This window comes from Candidatus Thermoplasmatota archaeon (assembly GCA_029907305.1).
Taxonomy (GTDB): domain Archaea; phylum Thermoplasmatota; class E2; order DHVEG-1; family DHVEG-1; genus JARYMC01.
On the sequence record JARYMC010000123.1, the window covers coordinates 1 to 2535 of the forward strand.

The following is a 2535-nucleotide window of genomic DNA, read 5'->3' on the forward strand; positions in this document are numbered from 1 at the left end:
TTGCATATTTTGCATAAGCTGATGAATCAAAAAAATCGCATCCTAAGGCAACTGCTAATGGAAAAATAAGTGGATGACCTGCACCAAATAAATGAACTGGTTTTGAAGGATTCAAACCTCTTTTAGCTGACAAGATACATCTCACAAGATCAGTGTATCTCTGATTTTCCATCAATGGTACAACACCACCAATTGGAAAAAAATCCGCATCTAACCGGCTTAGTTCTTTAGCGCATTTTTCCCTTAAATCGGAATAAACAGATCCCTGAACTGTGCAGGCTAGAAGCATACCACCTTTTTCAGGTATACTTTTTTTTGCACGAACAATTGTTTCCTTTACGCTTTTTTCAGCCTCTTTTTTTGTTTGATCAGGTTTACCGAAGACATCCAATATGGTTCCGATGTCGCTGCCTATGTCACGTTGAAATCTCACGATCTCAACCGGGTTGATTTTAATGTCACCATACATATAGCTTTGAAAAGTACCAGAATCTGTCATAATCGGGCCATCAAAATCTATGAGTTTGTGAACCCCTTGTTTTAAGGCTTTCTCTCTTAATTTCTCATCTTTTTTAATTATGTACGAGTTGGTGATTACTATCTCAGTGCCAAAAAGTTTTTTCATTTCTTTTGGGCTGATTAGCATCTTGTTTGGGTTAATCACTGGCATGAGATTTGGTGTTGTAACAGTTCCATGTTTAGTTGTAAATTTACATAAACGCCCAGCTGCGTCCCTTTCTTTGATTTCAAACATCATTTCAGAAACCTCTCATAAAAGAGGAAACTATATTATTTAGTTTTTATTATAAAAATTTTTTTAACCTATCTGTATAGGGTCAACGATCCTACGTAATATAGCAATAGCGGATAGCGACGCCATATAGCTAGACTTAGGGTTATTTGGGTTAGGCATATTTTCTACTTCAGCGCGTAATCTACCAAATCTCCCATGTGCAAGTATCTTGTGGTTATTCCTTGTTTCAACAGGGTCTGCAACAATTTCTACTTTGGTTTTATCAAAACCTAAACCAGCTAGAGAGAGGCATGCTGCAACATTGATGTTTTTCGGGAATTTTTTAACAGCTTCGCGTGCATTTCCTCTGAAAATAATTGTTCGTTTATCTACCTTTACATCTAATGACTCAGGAGGTTTTGTTGTGACAAGAGTAACGCTATCAAGTTTTTCCATGCTTGCAGCTAAAACACCATCTATACCACATACTGCACCAGATGGTAGATATATCTTACATCCATTTTTTCGAGATGCATCCTCTAACTTTTTTCTGAATTTATCATCAAATAAACTACCAAGGCTCATTATAACTAAATCTTTTCCCGCGTTTAATATTTTTAATCCATACTGGGTTACGGCTTGCTGTGATGCTGCTTCGAAAACAACGTCAACATCATCTAAAAAATCTTCCACGTTTTTTATCTGTGCTTTATTTAACTCCTTAGATAGTTTCTCTGATGCAGATTTGTTTATGTCAAAAAGGTAAATTTTCTGTATTTCTTTCATTTTATCTGCTGCTTTTGCTACATCTGTTCCTATAGCGCCACAACCTATAATGCCAAGTTTCATGGTGGTCTCCCAAAAACTTAAAACAGGCTTTACTATAAAAAGTATTATACTATGGATGATATAGACGATATAGACAGGTTTTTAAAGGAAGATCTTGGAGAAGAGGGGGATATAACATCCGATTCCTTATTTACTGATGAAACCGCTTATGCTGAGATTATAGCAAAAGAGGATTGTGTTGTCGCTGGTCTTGAGGAAGCAAAAAAGGTTTTTCAAAAAACTGGTGCTGAGGCAACATTAGCATTAGATGATGGTGTTTTTGTTAAAAAAGGTACAGCGGTAGCAAAAATCAGGGGTCCTGTTCGTTCTATTCTTAAGGGTGAGCGGTTAGCACTAAACATGATAGGTAGGATGAGTGGTATTGCAACGGAAACTAAAACACTTGTGGATTTATGTAGAAAAATCAACCCAAATGTTACTATAGCTGCAACAAGAAAAACAACCCCTGGTTTCCGTAAATATGAAAAAAAAGCTGTTGTCATTGGTGGAGGGGAGCCTCATAGATTTGGTTTGTATGATGCAGTGATGATAAAAGATAATCACCTGAGAGTTGTTGGTTCTGTTGAAAAAGCAATAAAAAAAGTTAAAGAAAAAATTAAAAATAAGGTTGTAGAGGTCGAGGTGGAAAACGAAGAGGATGCCCTTGTTGCTGCGAAAATGAATGTTGATGTTATCATGCTCGATAACTTTGATGCTAAGTCAGGTAAGGTTGTTGCTGAGAAAATAAGGCGTGTTAACCCAGATGTTTTAATTGAGGTATCTGGTGGTATAACCCGTGGGAATATAGAGAGGTATGCTTCTTTTGCTGATCGTATCTCCCTTGGTTATCTAACCCATTCTATTAGGAGTAGGGATTTTTCTTTGGAGATTAGAATTTTTCCTAGTGTCATAAAATGATTAAATTTTATAGTTCATCACCTCATTAATTGTCCAAATATGATCAGTGAATCCTG

3 protein-coding genes are annotated in these 2535 nt (G+C 36.4%); 1 reads left to right on the top strand and 2 read right to left on the bottom strand.

Annotation, left to right across the window (positions count from 1 at the left end):
- The coding region (tgtA, locus tag QHH19_07175) for a tRNA guanosine(15) transglycosylase TgtA (GenBank protein MDH7518101.1) at nucleotides 1–757 on the bottom strand (757 nt) is incomplete at its 3' end.
- A gap of 60 nt (nucleotides 758–817) precedes the next feature.
- A complete protein-coding gene (locus tag QHH19_07180) occupies nucleotides 818–1582 on the bottom strand; it encodes an aspartate dehydrogenase (GenBank protein ID MDH7518102.1) in 765 nt (254 codons plus the stop codon).
- 51 nt (nucleotides 1583–1633) lie between these two features.
- Here QHH19_07180 and nadC point away from each other — a divergent pair, with 51 nt between their 5' ends.
- Nucleotides 1634–2479, top strand: a complete 846-nt coding sequence (gene nadC / locus QHH19_07185) for a carboxylating nicotinate-nucleotide diphosphorylase (GenBank protein ID MDH7518103.1) — start codon at nucleotides 1634–1636, stop codon at nucleotides 2477–2479.
- Nucleotides 2480–2535 lie beyond the last annotated feature (56 nt).

Coding starts and splice junctions, on each gene's coding strand:
- QHH19_07180 (MDH7518102.1), bottom strand. CDS start 1,582: ATGAAACTTGGCATTATAGGTTGTGGCGCTATAGGAACAGATGTAGCA.
- nadC (MDH7518103.1), top strand. CDS start 1,634: ATGGATGATATAGACGATATAGACAGGTTTTTAAAGGAAGATCTTGGA.